At 45.8% G+C, this 15,696-nt stretch carries 15 protein-coding genes; 11 read left to right on the plus strand and 4 right to left on the minus strand.

Annotation, left to right across the window (positions count from 1 at the left end; all coding sequences use genetic code 11):
- The first annotated feature begins 129 nt into the window (after window positions 1-129).
- The 10 genes from AK966_RS12740 (at window position 130) to AK966_RS12785 (ending at window position 7,744) form a co-directional block, all read left to right on the plus strand.
- Window positions 130-759, plus strand: coding sequence for a PepSY-associated TM helix domain-containing protein (locus AK966_RS12740; RefSeq protein ID WP_119464283.1), 630 nt, complete (start codon window positions 130-132; stop codon window positions 757-759).
- Between the two features lie 22 nt (window positions 760-781).
- On the plus strand, window positions 782-1,321 hold the full coding sequence (locus tag AK966_RS12745) for a DUF2271 domain-containing protein (protein WP_119464284.1): 540 nt from the start codon (window positions 782-784) through the stop codon (window positions 1,319-1,321).
- Window positions 1,322-1,337: 16 nt separating this feature from the next.
- The gene (locus AK966_RS12750; protein WP_119464285.1) at window positions 1,338-2,168 is read left to right on the plus strand and encodes a DUF4198 domain-containing protein; all 831 of its coding nucleotides are present in this window, start codon (window positions 1,338-1,340) and stop codon (window positions 2,166-2,168) included.
- A gap of 45 nt (window positions 2,169-2,213) precedes the next feature.
- On the plus strand, window positions 2,214-2,534 hold the full coding sequence (locus AK966_RS12755; protein ID WP_099078329.1) for a hypothetical protein: 321 nt from the start codon (window positions 2,214-2,216) through the stop codon (window positions 2,532-2,534).
- On the plus strand, window positions 2,531-3,085 hold the full coding sequence (locus tag AK966_RS12760) for a DUF6162 family protein (RefSeq protein ID WP_099078328.1): 555 nt from the start codon (window positions 2,531-2,533) through the stop codon (window positions 3,083-3,085). The genes AK966_RS12755 and AK966_RS12760 overlap by 4 nt, the downstream gene beginning before the upstream one ends.
- 23 nt (window positions 3,086-3,108) lie before the next feature.
- Window positions 3,109-4,035 carry a metal ABC transporter solute-binding protein, Zn/Mn family gene (locus AK966_RS12765; protein ID WP_099078327.1) on the plus strand — a complete coding sequence of 309 codons (927 nt, stop codon included), beginning with the start codon at window positions 3,109-3,111 and terminating at the stop codon, window positions 4,033-4,035.
- Entirely contained in the window at window positions 4,035-4,769 is a 735-nt protein-coding gene (locus AK966_RS12770) for a metal ABC transporter ATP-binding protein (RefSeq protein WP_119464286.1), read from the plus strand. Before AK966_RS12765 ends, AK966_RS12770 begins: the two co-directional genes overlap by 1 nt.
- Window positions 4,769-5,644, plus strand: coding sequence for a metal ABC transporter permease (locus tag AK966_RS12775; protein ID WP_099078325.1), 876 nt, complete (start codon window positions 4,769-4,771; stop codon window positions 5,642-5,644). Before AK966_RS12770 ends, AK966_RS12775 begins: the two co-directional genes overlap by 1 nt.
- Window positions 5,645-5,666: 22 nt before the next feature.
- Window positions 5,667-6,536 carry a metal ABC transporter solute-binding protein, Zn/Mn family gene (locus tag AK966_RS12780; protein ID WP_099078324.1) on the plus strand — a complete coding sequence of 290 codons (870 nt, stop codon included), beginning with the start codon at window positions 5,667-5,669 and terminating at the stop codon, window positions 6,534-6,536.
- 215 nt (window positions 6,537-6,751) lie between these two features.
- On the plus strand, window positions 6,752-7,744 hold the full coding sequence (locus tag AK966_RS12785; RefSeq protein ID WP_119464287.1) for a porin: 993 nt from the start codon (window positions 6,752-6,754) through the stop codon (window positions 7,742-7,744).
- 173 nt (window positions 7,745-7,917) lie between these two features.
- On the opposite strand, the gene AK966_RS12790 is transcribed toward AK966_RS12785, so the two are convergent.
- The 4 genes from AK966_RS12790 to speA all read right to left on the minus strand — a co-directional run bounded on the left by AK966_RS12790 (window position 7,918) and on the right by speA (window position 14,602).
- Window positions 7,918-10,083: a S9 family peptidase gene (locus AK966_RS12790; RefSeq protein ID WP_119464288.1), complete on the minus strand. Its 2,166-nt coding sequence runs from the start codon at window positions 10,081-10,083 to the stop codon at window positions 7,918-7,920.
- Between the two features lie 235 nt (window positions 10,084-10,318).
- Entirely contained in the window at window positions 10,319-11,524 is a 1,206-nt protein-coding gene (emrD, locus tag AK966_RS12795) for a multidrug efflux MFS transporter EmrD (RefSeq protein WP_119464289.1), read from the minus strand.
- Window positions 11,525-11,769: 245 nt separating this feature from the next.
- Window positions 11,770-12,690 (minus strand): agmatinase, encoded by a 921-nt coding sequence (gene speB / locus AK966_RS12800; protein ID WP_099078320.1) that lies wholly within the window; start codon window positions 12,688-12,690, stop codon window positions 11,770-11,772.
- Between the two features lies 1 nt (window position 12,691).
- Window positions 12,692-14,602, minus strand: a complete 1,911-nt coding sequence (speA, locus tag AK966_RS12805; protein WP_182852671.1) for an arginine decarboxylase — start codon at window positions 14,600-14,602, stop codon at window positions 12,692-12,694.
- A gap of 326 nt (window positions 14,603-14,928) precedes the next feature.
- Between speA and AK966_RS12810 the strand changes: the two genes are divergently transcribed.
- Window positions 14,929-15,663: an MBL fold metallo-hydrolase gene (locus AK966_RS12810; RefSeq protein ID WP_182852677.1), complete on the plus strand. Its 735-nt coding sequence runs from the start codon at window positions 14,929-14,931 to the stop codon at window positions 15,661-15,663.
- The last annotated feature ends 33 nt before the right edge of the window (window positions 15,664-15,696 follow it).

The raw sequence follows: 15,696 nt of genomic DNA on the forward strand, positions 1-15,696 counted from the left end.
TTTTGTTTCAACCCTTCCAGAAACGCTATCGTTGCAGAATATTGAAACGTAAATAATGTAAATTAAATGCCAATACGAATGATTATCACTTAAATTACAATTCATGGTTATTGGTGATGATTATTTTCTATGTTGTTCAAAAGCAAAGGTGTTCAAACTTGGGCTCGCCGCCTGCACATTTATGTTTCTATGGCACTTTTAGCGGTGACGCTTTTTTTCGCGTTGACAGGGATTACCTTGAATCGCCCTGAGCTGTTCGAGCGCAGTGAACCCATCATCCAGCAATACACTCTGACTATTCCCTCTCAGATCCTTTTTGAAAGAGAGGGAAACTTTCAACCAAATCGTTCGGCGTTGTTGGATTTCCTTACTCAAGAAAATGAACTGCGTGGAATGCCATCAGCTTTGGACGTCTACACCGAAGTAGAAAATGGAGAATTGGTATTAGGCGAGCTTTCTTTGGATTTTAAAGGTCCAGGTTACAACGCCACCGTTTTTGTTGATACGACAACGGGCCAAGCTGAAATTGAAACCACCCACTACGGCATTGTTGCGCAGCTTAATGATTTACACAAAGGGCGTAATAGTGGCGACACGTGGAAGTGGTTTATCGACATAACAGCAGTGTTAATGGTGTTTTTTGCCCTGACTGGTGTGTGCCTGTTGTTACCAAAGAAGAAAACATTCAGAACGTCGATGCAGTGGATGAGTTTAGGCACCGTATTGTCGCTCGTTATTTATTTTGTTGCTGTGCCATAACAGGTCATATAGAGAGAACCCTATGTTAAACGCAGGTCGATTTTTCCGTCGCCCCCCTTTTTATAAGGCTGCACTTATAGCCGCGCTGATTCCACTTCCTCTTTTGGCGGAACAACTACCAGATAATGCCAAAGTCGATGTTGAATTTGAGTTACCAAAAATCGATACCTCAATGAACGCACGTCCTTATGTGGCGGTTTGGATTGAGGATGAGAAACGTAAACCAGTGAAAACCATCCAGCTTTGGGTTGGTAAAGATGAATGGTTAAAAGACCTTCGTAGCTGGTGGCGCAAAGTCGGTCGTTACGATCGTGAACTGGTTGATGCGGTAACATCAGCAACTCGCCCGGCAGGTCAATATCGCTTTGTTTGGGATGGTACCAACGATGACGGTCAGCGCCTTGAGCAAGGTGGCTATACATTGCATGTAGAAGTCGTGCGTGAGCACGGTGGTCGCAACTACCTGCGTCAAAAAATTCAGTTAGCAGACAAAGAAGCACGCTACCAAATCAAACCAACGGAAGAGACGGGCGTAATCACCGTCAATTACCAAGTCAAGTGATAGAGAAGGAGTAATAATGAAGACCAAAATGAAAGCGGTGGCACTAGCAAGCGTAATGGCAATGGGTTTAGCTGCGGCGACAACGGCACAAGCACATCCCCGTTGGGTTCTTCCTTCTCATTTCACGGTGTCGAAAGAAGGTGGTGATTGGCTAACGTTCGATGTAACCGCATCTCACGGTACGTTTGTTTTTGATAAACCCGCAGGTAGTGAACAAGCGTTTGTGATCATGCCAGATGGTCGTTCTGAGCGTCCTAATCTTGTCGTGCGCGGGAAACGCCGCTCGATGTTTGACTTCTATTTCGAAGAGGAAGGCACACACAAGGTCGCGATCAACAATCAACCGAGCTATTACACCCAATACAAGGCGGGCCGTCGTGACACGGTCAAACGGGCAAAAGCGAGTAAGGCTGACCGTGCGAGCGTTATTCCAGAAAAAGCACGCGATGTGGTGACTCTGCTAAGCTACACCCGTGCAGAAAGCTACGTAACGGTTGGTATGCCGACAGAAAAAGTGTTTGAAATCGAAGGTAAGTGGCTTGAGATGAAGCCGCTTACGCACCCTTCAGACATCATTGAAGGTGAAGAAGTGATCTTCCAATTTTTCTTTAATGGGGAACCTCAACAAGGTGTGACTGCGGAAATTACTCGTGAAGGTACGCTTTACCGCAACCATCAAGAGCAAATCGATGTAGTGAGTGATATAGATGGCAAAATTACATTCACGCCGGAAGTCGCTGGTCGTTACCTGATGAAAGCCAACTATAAAGGTGAGCTGAAAAACGACCCTCTAGCAGATAAAACCAGTGCGAATGTTCACCTGACGTTTGAAACTCAACTTAACTAAGCAAATTGTGGCTCACCGTTAAAGGGGAGTCACTTTGGAATGACCATGAACAGCACCTCTATTCTCAAAATCTCTTTATTGTTCTTCGGACTGGCATCGTTTCAGGCAATTGCACATTTTCCTTTGATGAGTTGCCATCTAGAACAAGAAAAAGTGATCTGCCAAGCTGGCTATTCGGATGGCTCAACGGCAGTGGACTTTGATGTCGAAATGTACGACTACGATGATAACTTGATTGCCAAAGTAAGAACCGATAGGCGTTCCATCGCAGAGTTCCCTCACCCAAAAACGGATTTCTATCTTGTGTTTGATGCGGGTCATGAAAACCCCGTCGAAGTAGATGTGGTTGAGTTACAAGAGAAATGAACACACAAATCGTTCGACCTAATAATGGTAATCGAGAAGGAAAGTGGGTGGCATTGACCGTCACCGTAATCCTTACGGCATCAACGTTCTTATTACCGTACCACCAAGCCGAGACCGAGCACTCGGAAGTGTTTGCTCATCAAGTGTCGATCACTGACCTTGCGCAAGAAGAGGTTGCCATGGTTGCTGAGCTCAAACTCGCTCATGAAGAAATTCGAGATCTTCGTGTAGACGCTGACACGTGGCCGGAAGTGAGTGAGTTAGAAGCATTTTGGATTGCACCATTTGTACAAGACCAAAGTTGGCAGCGTAAAGGTTCGCACCAATGGAAACGACTCGGTTCCGGACTTTATCTCGGGCTGAGACAGGATGAACAAGGTGCAGCGTCTATGCTCCTCGATAGCCGTAATGCTCAGGCAGACATCTGGTTTTCACAGGCTGTTGGTATTGTTCAAGCTAGCGCCTTGATGAAGCAAGAAGATCGTCAACGTCAAGGTTGGCTGCAAATCGTTCTCGTGCCGTCACCTTCTTCCAATTCACATGATCACTAAGTTCAACATAAATGAAAATAACGATGATAAAACGTGTTCTATTACGCCGTATTATGGCCGTAAGTGTGTTGCTTGCGGTCTCTGCTTCGAGCATCGCTGCAGATAAGCTAACTATTGGTATCACTCTGCAGCCTTATTACAGTTACGTTAAAGCTGTGGTAGGGGATAAAGCGGAAATTCTTCCTCTGGTGGATGCGGGGTTTAACCCACACAACTATTTACCACAGCCGAATGACCTAAAGCGCTTAAATCAAATGGATGTCATCGTGGTAAATGGCATTGGTCATGATGATTTTGCGCTGAAAGTGATTCAGGCGGCCCAGCGAAATGATCTTGTCGTGATTGAAGCGAACGAAGAAGTGCCTTTATTGCCTGCGATGGGGCAATCGGTGGGCAAAGGCGCGGTTAACCCGCATACCTTTGTTGGCCTATCGACCACGATTCAAAAGGTGTACACCATTGCGAGTGAACTGAGCAAGCTCGATCCTGACAATGCAGTTTACTACCGAAAGAATGCGCGTAACTACGCCAAAACATTTCGTTTGTTAAAGCGTGACGCCATGTTGTCTTTAGGCCAATTGAATACCGCTGGGATGAAAGTAGCAACGACGCATAATGCCTATGGTTATATCTTGCAAGAGTTTGGTGTCGATGTGGCTGCCGTGATTGAGCCTGCTCATGGCGTTGAGCCAAGTGCGAGCCAACTGCAAGGAACCATCGAGAAGATCCGTCAATCTGGCATCGATGTGCTGTTTTACGAACTGAACATGCCTAACCGCTTTGTCGATACGATTGAAGAAGCGACAGGTGTTCAGCTTTATCGCTTTTCGCACATGACGCATGGGGAATATGAAGCAGATAAAGTTGAAGTTGAAATGCGTAACAACGTGGCGACGCTAATCGACGCGATGAAGTTTGTAGCAAGTAAGCACGAGCAGGAGAAAGCCTGATGCTCGGTCCGTCTATTTCAATCGATGGGGTGAGCTTGCAGTACGGCGGTAACCTTATTCTTCAAAATATCCAAACTCAATTTGAGGCGGGTCAATGCCACGTGATCATGGGACCAAATGGTGGCGGAAAAACGTCGCTGTTACGTTCTGTGTTGGGCTTAACCCCATTTACGGGGGATATCTCGATGCATTGGCCAAACCTTAAGCAAAACCAGCAATTAGGCAAAATTGGCTACGTACCACAAAAGGCGATGTTTGAGGCAAGTTTACCTCTTACAGTGATGGATTTTGTGTTGCTTAACCAAACACGCGTACCTCTGTTTTGGCGAAGAAAAACCAAACAAACTCAACAAGCGCTAGCTCAACTAGATCGTGTGGGTATGGCTGCCCGCAGTGATCGTCGAATGGGGCAATTGTCCGGCGGTGAGCAACAACGCGTGTTATTTGCGCAGGCGTTATTAGATGATCCAAGCCTACTCGTGTTAGATGAGCCAACAACAGGCATGGACGAGCAAGGGGTTCGTTATTTAGAAGGTTTGATTCTTGAAGTGGTGGCAGAAGGAAAAACAGTATTAGCGGTTCATCACGATGTCACAGCTGTGCGCCGTTTAAATGCACAAGTACACGTAGTGAATCGCCAAATTGTGGCTTCAGGACATCATTTAGAAGTGCTAAGTCCAGAGCGTATTGAATCTCTATTTAAGCATTACACAGCAAAAGTGGAGGCCGCATAATGGAGTGGTTAAGACAACTCGCACTTCGTGGCGTAGAAGCTGGCTGGTTAAGTGAAAGCTTCGCTTACGCCTTTATGGTTAATGCGATTGTTGCTGCGTTAATTCTAGGTCCGCTGTTAGGTGGGCTCGGAACATTAGTCATTGCCAAGCGTTTAGCATTTTTTTCTGAAGCGGTAGGTCACGCAGCACTGACAGGCATTGCCATCGGCGTTTTACTTGGAGAGCCACCGGAAAATCCGTTTATTGGGTTGTTCAGTTTCTGCATGATATTCGCACTATTGCTGCATTTTGTGCGTAATCGAACCAATGTTCCTTACGATACACTTGTTGGGGTTTTTCTCGCATTGGCTTTGGCCGTCGGTGCGGCATTGCTGATGTACGTGGCTCGTAAGATCAACATTCATATGCTCGAGAACGTGTTGTTTGGCTCAATTCTCACGGTAACAGACAGAGACATCACGATTCTGGCGGTGAGCTGTTTGATTATCCTTCTACTATTGATCCCGACATTTAACCGAGTTTTACTCACCTGCATCAGCCCGGACATCGCGCGTGTGCGAGGCTTCAATACCAGTTTTTATGATTATTTGTTTGTCATGATGATCACTCTGGTGACGATTGCGGCGGTAAAGATCATTGGTGCGGTGCTCGTGGGGGCACTCTTATTGATCCCTGGCGCGACGGCAAGGTTGCTGACTAAGCGAATGGGTAGTTTCGTTCTGCTTTCATCATTGTTGGCCACCGTCGCTTGCCTGATTGGTGCCGTTCTTCCTATGGAGTTTGAACTTCCTATTCCGTCAGGTGCATCAATCATTATTGTCTCGGCAGCGTTCTTCCTAGCCGCGACGATTTACCGAATCATGAATAACGCGTGATCCTTAATCCGAATAATAGAATATGAATACAAAAAAAATAAAGATGAGCTTGAGTTTGGTGGTGATGAGCACATTGACACCATTTACGTTTGCTAAAGATATCTTAACCAGCACGCCGGTTACCTACATGATTTCACAGCAGTTGATGCAAGGAACGGGTATTGAAACGACGTATTTACCACCTAAACGTTATGGTATTGAGCGTGTCGCTAACTGGTTTGCGAATCAAGGTCAAGAGCAAGTGATTGAAGCGGGTAAGTCGGCAACGGTGGCGATTACTCTAGGGGCAATTTGGCACCAAGACCCGACTTATGTCTATGCAAGACAAGGTAATATTCGATTGATTGAAATTGATGCATCGCAAGCGATTTCTCCTCGTGCTCAAGGTGTTGCCGTATTGACTCTTGATAAGGGTAAAACGTCGAAGTACGCGTGGTTGAACTCGGTTAACTTGATTCGAATGGCATCGATTGTCGGAGAGGATCTGCAAAAAATTTACCCTGAGCACCAAGAGGCGATTGAGAAAAACCATCAGGGTCTCATGCTAAAAATGCGTGAACTGATTAACCAGCAGCAAGAAGCGATCTTTGAAATGGAAATGGATTCAGTCATATTACTCGATGAATCGTTGGAAGACTTTGCGTCAGGCAATCAACTGTTTGTTGCTGGTCGTCAATTCAAACCAGAGTTGGAGTGGTCAGAGGCAGATAAACATTCTTTAAAAGCTCAATTTGAACAGGATAAAACACTAAGGATCGTGACGAGTAGACGACCGTCAAATATGCTAAAGGCTCTGGTTTCACCGCACAGAATACTGCAAGTTGACTCTATTGATCGTATGGGCAGTAAAAGTATCAAAATTGAGAAGCCACTCGCACGTTGGCGATTGTGACACGGTAAATACCACACAAATTATGAAGTGGAATGAAAAGTTCCCTTTTTTATTGTGATTTAGGTTAAATAATAACCAGAAATGTAGATGGTTTAGGGGGAAAGCATTTGTTTCAGCTGTGTTTCATTACTACCTTGTTACCTGTTCGTTGCGATTGATGTCTAATTTCTTGCTGTCGGGGCGAACCGGTACAAACAACTATATGGATGTTAACAATGAAAATGAAAACTCTAGCCGTTGCAGTGGCGGCACTAGCATGTGGTACACAGACTTTCGCAGCAGAAATCTATAACAGCGATGGCACGTCAATGTCTATCGGTGGTTACGTTGATGTGGGTATTGGTGAATACTTTGAAGACAATGTAGGCATACACCAAGTGTCTCCACGCATCAATGTCGTTGGTAAGCAAGACATTGGTAACGGCGTAACAGTCGATGCAAAAGGTGAGTGGGCTCTAAACTACCTAGACGGTGGCGATACTTCATTCACTACTCGTTTAGGTTACATTGGTGCGACGCACGCAGAACTTGGTCGTGTAGTAGCAGGTACTCAGTGGTCACCTTACTACGATGTAGCAGGCGTAGCGGATATGCCAATCGCGTTTGCCAATGACTTCTTGTACTACAATCACGGTAATTTAGGTACAGGTCGTGCGAATAAAATGCTGAGCTACAGTAATGCTTATGAGTTTGGCGACGGTTTTGGTTTAGGCTTAGCTGTGGGCTGGCAAGGTAAGTATGAAGGTTATGATGATCGTGGCCAAATTGCACTGGGCACAGAGCTAGCAGGTTTTGGTCTAGGCTACACATACAGCGGCGGTGATGTAAAGGTTGGTACTAAATCAGAGTCGGCGACGTCTCATGTGATTTCTGCTAACTACGGTGAATACGGTTCAGGTCTGTATGCAGCCATCGTATACGGTATGAATGATCATTTCTTCACTTACGATGAAACGACATACGCGAAAACCGTTCAACTTGACGGTCTATTGGCGTACGGCGTCAACGACTGGACATTCAGTGTGAACTACGAGTCGGTAGAAGACGACAAAGCGAGTAAGACGCTTTACAGCGAGTCGGCGATTCAAGCTGAATACGCTGTGACATCCGCTTTCTATACGTTTGCTGGCTACCAGTTTGACCTAGGCAACGATATTGGTAACAAAAAGAACGATTGGTGGACAATCGGCGCTCGTTACTACTTCTAATAAATAGAACCGTTTCTTCTGCCTAAACACATTTATTGTGTTGACGCCTACTCGCTATGAGTAGGCGTTATTCTTTTGCATTTTCTTGTGGAGGAGAGTCATCGCTTAGACTCAAAGAGAATGCGTAAAAATACCCGCAAGTTGCGGGCATTATTTCGGAATTAGATGAACGTTTACTTGGCTTCTAGCAGATCTAGGAAGAAGGCATATTCTAAGGCATCTTCTTTTAGTCGCTTGAATCGACCAGAGGCACCGCCATGACCTGCCTCCATATCGGTTTTGAAGATTAGGACGTTGCTGTCTGTTTTCATCTCACGCAGTTTGGCTACCCACTTCATTGGCTCAAAATATTGAACCTGCGAGTCGTGCAATCCTGTTGTCACAAGCATGTTCGGGTAATGTTGCGCTTTTATATTATCGTATGGCGAATAATCAAGCATGTAGTCGTAGTAGGCTTTATCGTTTGGATTGCCCCACTCATCGTACTCGTTGGTGGTTAGAGGGATGGATTCATCCAGCATTGTCGTAACCACGTCTACGAATGGTACGTGAGCACCAATACCACGATATAACTCTGGCGCTTGGTTGATAATCGCGCCCATAAGCAAGCCTCCGGCGGAGCCTCCTACCGCAAAAACTTTCTCTTTTGCACCATAGCCTTCTTCAACCAAACCTTTTGTCACATCAATAAAATCGTTGAAGGTGTTTTGCTTGGTTAACTTCTTGCCATCTTCATACCATGGACGACCAAGCATTTCAGAACCACGAATATGGGCAATGGCGTATACAAAACCGCGATTGAGCAAACTTAAGCGAGTCGAGCCGAAAGTAGGCTCAATGGTTGAGCCATAAGAGCCGTAACCGTATTGATAGATAGGATTTGTGCCATCTTTCTTGAACCGATCTTTACGATAAACCAGAGAAACAGGTACTTTCTTTCCATCACGAGCTGTGATCATTATACGCTCGGATTGATAATCATCGGCATTAAAATCGCCCAGTACAGGTGTTTGTTTCATGGTCTCTGACTCTCCGCTATTGAGGTCGAAATCATAGTAAGTACCTGGCGTAGTTAAGCTACTGTAGTAAATGCGAACCTTGGAATTGTCCAGTTCGTTGTTGCCAGTGAGATAGGCAGCAAAGGCGGTGTCGTTGAATGTTAGCGGGAACTCTTTCCCTGTTGAAAGCTGACGAATCTTGACGGTTGAGAGACCATCCGCGCGTTGCTCGTAAACTAAGTGATCATCAAACAAATCGAAGTCGACAAGCTGAGTCTCATTGTCAGCGGCGATGACATCTTGCCATTTAGCGCGATCATGCATTTCGTTTTTATGAACTTTCATCAGACGGAAATTTACGGCTTGGTAGTTCGTGTAGATGTAATACCAGTCATTGAGCTTCGCAATGCTGTATTCGATACCTTGTTCACGCGGGTAGAATGGCTCTGCTTTTGCGTCAGGATCGTTTGCATCAATTAGAGAGACACCACTGGTTTCAGTGCTGGAGTGCCAAATATAAACTTGCTCATTATCCTTACTTGTACTGAGGTAAGTGTAATAGGCGCTATCGGTTTCTTCGTAGATCAGTACATCTTGGCTTTGTGGCGAACCCAATACATGGCGGTACACTTGGTAGCCAAGCAGTGTTTGTGGATCTTTCTTGATGTAGTAGAAGGCTTGGTTGTCGCTCTGCCATGCTATCGCGCTTGATGCACCTTCAATTTCATCGTTGAGGTATTCACCTGTCGTTAGGTCTTTAATCTTGATGGTGTAAATACGACGACTGAGCGTATCTTCGCCATAAGCCAACATGTCTTCATTTGGGCTCACGTATAAACCGCCGATATTGAAGAACTCGTGCTCTTTCGCTAGCTCGTTGACATCCAAGATAACTTGCTTGTCTTTGCCAGCAAAATCTTTGGCTCGTAGATGCACTTCGTATTCATTGTCGCCTGTGACTTCATTCGAGTAGTAGTAACTGCCTTTACGAACCGGTACTGAATTGTCGTCTTTTGCAATACGGCCTTTGATCTCTTCGAACAGTTGCTCTTGAAAGGCTTCGGTGTGCTTTAGAACTGTTTCCGCATACTGATTCTCTTGCTCAAGATGCTGCAAGATTTCTGGATCTTTACGCTCATCATCACGCATCCAGTAGTAGTTATCGACACGAATATCGCCATGAATTGTCATTGCATGAGGAACTTTCTTCGCAACGGGTGCTTGTGTTTGTTGAGCAATGAGCTGCGATTGGGAGTGGTGGTTCATGGTTGGTATTCCTTGATTGCTGCATCCAGCGACGAGCGCGACCGATACGGCGAATGTGGTTAAAGTGAAACGCATCTGTATATCCCTATTTTGTACTTTGCTCGTTTTAGTGTCAGCACCTCTTGTTGTTGAGAGTTAAGGTACGTTTGTATTCTTCCGGTGATGTATATAAGCAACGGCTCTTTTTAGCAAAGAATAGCGGAGATGTTAAATGCTAAAGCTGGCGGATGGGAGCTTGGAGACAAGAAGCGTGCAACAAAAAGAGACACACTTTTCAGCATGTCCCTTTGAATAAGGTGAGGTCACTAATTTAGATTGCCAATGGCATTTCGTTTGAGTGATCGTGTTTGTGATTCACCCAGCGTAATCCTAGCATTGCGATGATTGACATTGTCATCATCAAGACACCAAGTGGCATTTGATCTTGAGCCGGGAAAAACGACGCGAATAGTGTCGCAATACCCGCACCTAGGTTTTGCATACCACCCAAAATCGCACCACCCGTCCCCGCGTGATATGGGAATGGTGAGAGTGCGCCTGTTGTCGCTGCCGGGAACAAAATACCAGCACCCAAGAAGTAAATGGTTGCACCGCCAATCAGAGTTAACGCTGTCGTTAGACCAAACAGACCCGGAATCAACACGACTGCTGAGCCAACTAGGATAGCCACTAGACCTACATTCAGAGCGCGGCGCTCAGAGCGACGTTGTGCAATGTAGCTCGATAAGCCAGCGCCGACTAAGTAACCCGGGATCGGTAATACAAACAGCAAGCTTACTGTGGTTGCTGGTAAGCCAAGTACACCACCTAGTAGCACACCAGCCGCAGCTTCAAATACTGCGACACCAGCAAAAGTAGCAACAAGCACCAATAGGAAACCTTGGAATCGTTTGTCAGACAGTACGAACTTGTAGCTCTTTGCAACGGATTCATATTTGCGTCGCTCTTTTGGTAATGTTTCCATCATGCTTGTCATCATGGTGATCACAACGGCGATACCAAATAGAGCAAGGAATAAGTAGCTAGAGCGCCAACCGAAAGCTTCTGTTAGGTAACCGCCCAACACTGGTGCAATAAGTGGTGAGAAAATTACACACATGCTGATCAAACTGTTTGCGCGGTGCAGTTCTGCACCTTCAAAGCAGTCACGAGTCAGAGTACGAGACATTGCGCCGCCACAGCCGATCCCCAAGCCTTGAATAAAGCTACCTGCTAGGAACCATTCGTACTGGTGTGCGAACAGCGCCACCAACGTACCGATGATGTAGATGATTAAACCGACGATGATGATCGGTTTACGGCCAAGGCGATCAGACAATGGACCGTACACAAATTGCGATAGACCATAAGGGATTAGGTAACACGCCATTACCGCTTGAAGTGAAGACGCTGAAACTAAAAATTCACCCGCCATATGACCGATAGAAGGTACGTACATCGTTTGAGTCATTTGACCTACGGCAGTCAGGATTGCAATTAAAAAGGTAAGTTTCGCTAATGGAAACGAGGCGGGCATTTGCGTATCTCTCCAAAAAATTAGGGCGTAAAAAACTTTAGCTCTCTATGGCAGAGTGCAGAGTAAATTAATTGATTAGGGATTCTAGGCGCGAGATATTAGAGCTTGAATGCAGAGTTAGCAATCAAAAAATGTGAAGTTGAACAAGATAAAAATCTATGATTTTGATTAGAAAAACTAATCTTTTTTTGCAGGAGGGCTCAAGACAAAAAAAAGGAGCCGAAGCCCCCTTTGTAATACATGCGTTATGCGCGACCTGAAGCGTATGCGTATAGCAGTTCTAGTGCGATCGTCGCGCCCGCTAGAGCGGTTACATCACTGTGGTCGTAAGGAGGGGAAACTTCCACCACGTCCATACCCACGATGTTCATACCAGCAAAACCACGAATGATTTTCAGTATCTTGTCCGAGTTTAGGCCACCACATACTGGTGTGCCTGTCCCTGGAGCAAATGCCGGATCAAGACAGTCAATGTCAAACGTAACATATACTGGTTTATCAGCAACCGTGCGGCGTACCTCAGCCAGAATCTCTTCTACTGACATGTCGTTTGCCTGCATCGCGTTGATGACATTGAAACCGTGATCTTGTTGCTCATATTCAGTACGAATACCAATTTGCACTGAGTTCTTTGCAGAAATTAGACCTTCTTTCGGTGCATGGTAGAACATGGTGCCATGGTCGTAAGAACTGCCGTTTGCGTAAGTATCAGTGTGCGCATCGAAGTGAATCAGTGCCATTTGGCCATGGTGCTTCGCGTAAGCACGCAGGATTGGCAGCGTGATGAAGTGATCACCACCTAAACCTAGCATGGTCTTGCCACTCTTTAGAATTTCGCTTGTCGCTGCTTCTAGACGGTAAGTGAAATCCTCTGCGTCACCACAATCGAACACAAGGTCGCCGGCGTCGATCACTTTCAATTTATCAAATACGTTGAAGTCCCATGGGAACTTCTTGCCTTCCCAAGCAAGGTTGACTGACGCACGACGGATCGCATCTGGCCCCATACGAGCACCAGGGCGACCAGAAGTCGCCATGTCCAGAGGAACGCCAAGCACGACAACGTCAGCGTCTGCCGATACAGGGTTTTTGATGTACGGTCGACGTAGAAACGACATAGAGTTGGAGTAAAGCGAATAATCGGTTTTAGTAAACAAATCATTCATATTAGAAGTCCTCTAAATAGGTGTAGCCAGCTAAACCTTGTTCCAGCTCAGCTAGGATTTGTGCTTGTTCATTGGCTTCAACACGCTCGGAAACCAATTGTTTGTAATTGTCACGAATCGCATCTACGTCGATATGAACGTAACGCATCATGTCTTCTACGCTATCACCTTCGTTGATGTAGCTGATCTCAAATTGACCATTCTCATCAACGTTGACTACTGCACTGTGGGTATCACCAAATAGGTTGTGCATGTCACCAAGGATCTCTTGGTATGCACCTACTAGGAAGAAGCCCATTAGGTACGGCTTGTCTTTGCTCCATGCTGGTACGGGTAGCGTGCTCTCAATGCCTTGACCGTCAACGTAGTTGTCGATTGCGCCATCGGAGTCACAAGTGATGTCCAACATCACCGCACGACGCTCTTCCACATCATCTAGACCAGAAAGTGGTAGAACAGGGAATACCTGATCAATACCCCACGCATCTGGCAGAGATTGGAAAAGAGAGAAGTTCACGAAGAACTTATCCGCAAGACGTTCGCTCAACTCATCCAAAATTGGACGGTGGAAGCGGTTCTTAGCACTCATCTGGTGATTTAGCTCGAAGCAAATGCGCAGTGACAATTGCTCTGCCCATGCTCGTTGTTCGAGGTTCAGTACGCCAGTAGCAAATTGCGAGTGTACCTCTGCCAAATCACTTTGGGTATCATTATAAATTTCAATCAGAGCACGCGCATCGGTACCATCTTGTAAGTTCTCCCAGCTGCGCCACATATTCTGTAGCAAGATAGGGGCATCTTCTGCGGGTGCGAACACGTCTTCTGGCTGGTATGTTTCTGTACCAATCACGTTCGAAATAAGTACGGCGTGGTGTGCCGTCAATGAACGGCCAGATTCTGAGATGATCACTGGCATTGGTTGTTCGTACTGTTGGCATACATCGCCAACAGTATTGACGATGTTGCGTGCGTATTCAGCCAAACCGTAGTTCATTGAGTTCGAAGATTGACTGCGAGTGCCGTCGTAGTCGACCGCCAAGCCACCACCCACATCGAAGTAATCAATGTTTGCGCCCATTGCGCGCAGTTCACAGTAAAAGCGAGCAGACTCGTTCACACCATTGCGTACGTCACGGATGTTCGCCATCTGTGAGCCTAGGTGGAAGTGCACCAATTGCATGGTGTCGAGCTTGTCTTCGCGTTCTAGGCGCGCAATCACGCTTAATACTTGCGATGCAGACAGACCAAACTTAGATTTTTCACCGCCGCTCGCTTGCCATTTCCCCGCACCTTGAGACGCTAGGCGGATACGCAAACCGAGACGCGGGGTGACACCCAAACTTTTCGCTTCTTCAAGCACCAAATCAAGTTCAGTCAGTTTCTCGAGAACGATAAATACTTTATGACCTAGCTTTTCACCAATAAGCGCAAGACGTACGTATTCACGGTCTTTATAGCCGTTACATACGATCACAGAGCTGCCTTGTTGAGCAAGAGCCAGTACCGCAAGAAGCTCAGGCTTACTGCCGGCTTCAAGTCCTAGCTGCTTCGTCTCAAGTTGAGCTTGGCTTGCAAGGATTTCATCAACGACTTCACGCTGCTGGTTTACTTTAATGGGATAAACCAACAGGTATTTATTCGGATATTGGTATTCTTCAATTGCTTGGTTGAAAGCTTGGCAAATACCGTGCACACGTTGATGCACGATTTGCGGGAAGCGTACGAGTACAGGCAGATTTAACTGCTTCGCTTCTAGCTCATTCACAATGGCACTGAAAGGGATTTGGTGTTTACGGTCACTACGAGGTGATACATATACCTCGCCTTGGTCATCAATTCCGTAGAAGCCTTGGCTCCAGTAGTGAACGTTGTAGTCCGCGCGAATGCGGTCTAATTTAGATGCTTTTTCCACATCGAATCTCACAAAAATGTACTTAAGTTCTTAATTTAATAGAAGAGAAAGTACAAAAAAGCAAATCATGAGGCGATAACCTCATACCCTGACACGAACTCCGTGTGCGCGCATTAACGGACAAAAGCCAATTGGAGTCTAATGATTAAAATTACCCGTGTCGATTAGCATTTGTTATTAGTGAGGGGGTAACGATTTATTTAACAGAGTGTTCATCCTACTGTTATAGTTGGTCTGACCAGTAGGAAATTGGTTACGACGAATTATCAACATGATCAAAGGACAGATTTTTGCGGCTTCACAGAATTCAAGGGTACATACAGACGATGTATCTCGCGGAGTATCCAGATAAGCTAATGTTGCTTGATGGAGCAAGTCGGGCAGATATTCTTCATCTTAAAGACTTTATCGAGCATCAGCTTAATCGCCGTTTTTCCGACCTTAAATTAGTCATTGTCACCCATATGCATCCAGATCACGCTGGAGCTGCGCATAAGCTTCGTGAGTTGACAGGATGTAAAGTGTTGGCAGCAAAGCGAGAGCATCATTGGTATGGTGGTTTTGACGGTTGGCTTATGCATTTGACCGATTTAATTTTGGCTAGATGGATGGCGAACAGAATGCGCAAGCCGAAGCGTAATTTATGGTACTCGCGAAAGCTTCGTCCTGATCTTGAGCTATTGGATGGTGATACCATCCCTGGGTTTGAAGATTGGCAAGTGTTGGAAACGCCAGGGCATACCGACCGAGATTTATCGGTTTATCATCCAGAACAAGATTTGCTCTATGTCGCAGACTTAATGGTGCAGGTGAAGAATCACTTGATTGCACCGTTTCCTATCTTTCATCCGAATCAGTATCGTCAATCGTTGTTGCGAGTCTTTGAAATGAATCCAACATGCTTGTTGGTTGCCCACGGCGGAGAAGTCGATTTCGACCATACTGCTTATCAACATATTATGAATACTACGCCTACAAGGCCGATCACACATTGGCGAGTGACAAAGGTAAAAATAAAAGGCTTGGTATGCTCTCTATTAAGAAACAAAAAAGCAAATTAAAGAAAGGCGTAAAGAGCCAGATGAGTGACTGTG

The organism is Vibrio sp. PID23_8 (assembly GCF_003584965.1).
Classification (GTDB): domain Bacteria; phylum Pseudomonadota; class Gammaproteobacteria; order Enterobacterales; family Vibrionaceae; genus Vibrio.